Here is a 247-nt window from a genome sequence, read left to right as displayed (position 1 = left end):
CTTACAGAAAAAGGCATTGTGTTTGAACAACAACCCACTGAGCAGCGCTACCTATGGAAAGAAGCCATTCTCACAGATCCCTCTGGCAACAAAATTAAGCTCTATTGGGCGGGGGAAAACCGTCTAAATCCACCATGGAAAGTGGGCAAAAATAGTTAACTACCCTATAGTTCTCTTTACAAAGACACCCATCTTTATTTGGTAAGCTAAATTCTTGGACTGTCTAACTATGGGTGTCTTCGTAATT

Annotated in this window: 1 protein-coding gene; it reads left to right on the top strand. The window is 41.3% G+C overall.

Going from position 1 to position 247, the window contains the following annotated elements:
- A partial coding sequence (locus AB6T38_RS19225; RefSeq protein ID WP_372548827.1) for a VOC family protein occupies positions 1–159 on the top strand: 159 nt, incomplete at its 5' end.
- Positions 160–247: the final 88 nt, after the last annotated feature.

The organism is Aliiglaciecola sp. SL4 (genome assembly GCF_041538045.1).
Classification (GTDB): domain Bacteria; phylum Pseudomonadota; class Gammaproteobacteria; order Enterobacterales; family Alteromonadaceae; genus Aliiglaciecola.
Note: the sequence above shows the minus strand (reverse complement) of the source record. Positions and strands in the feature narration are given on the sequence as shown.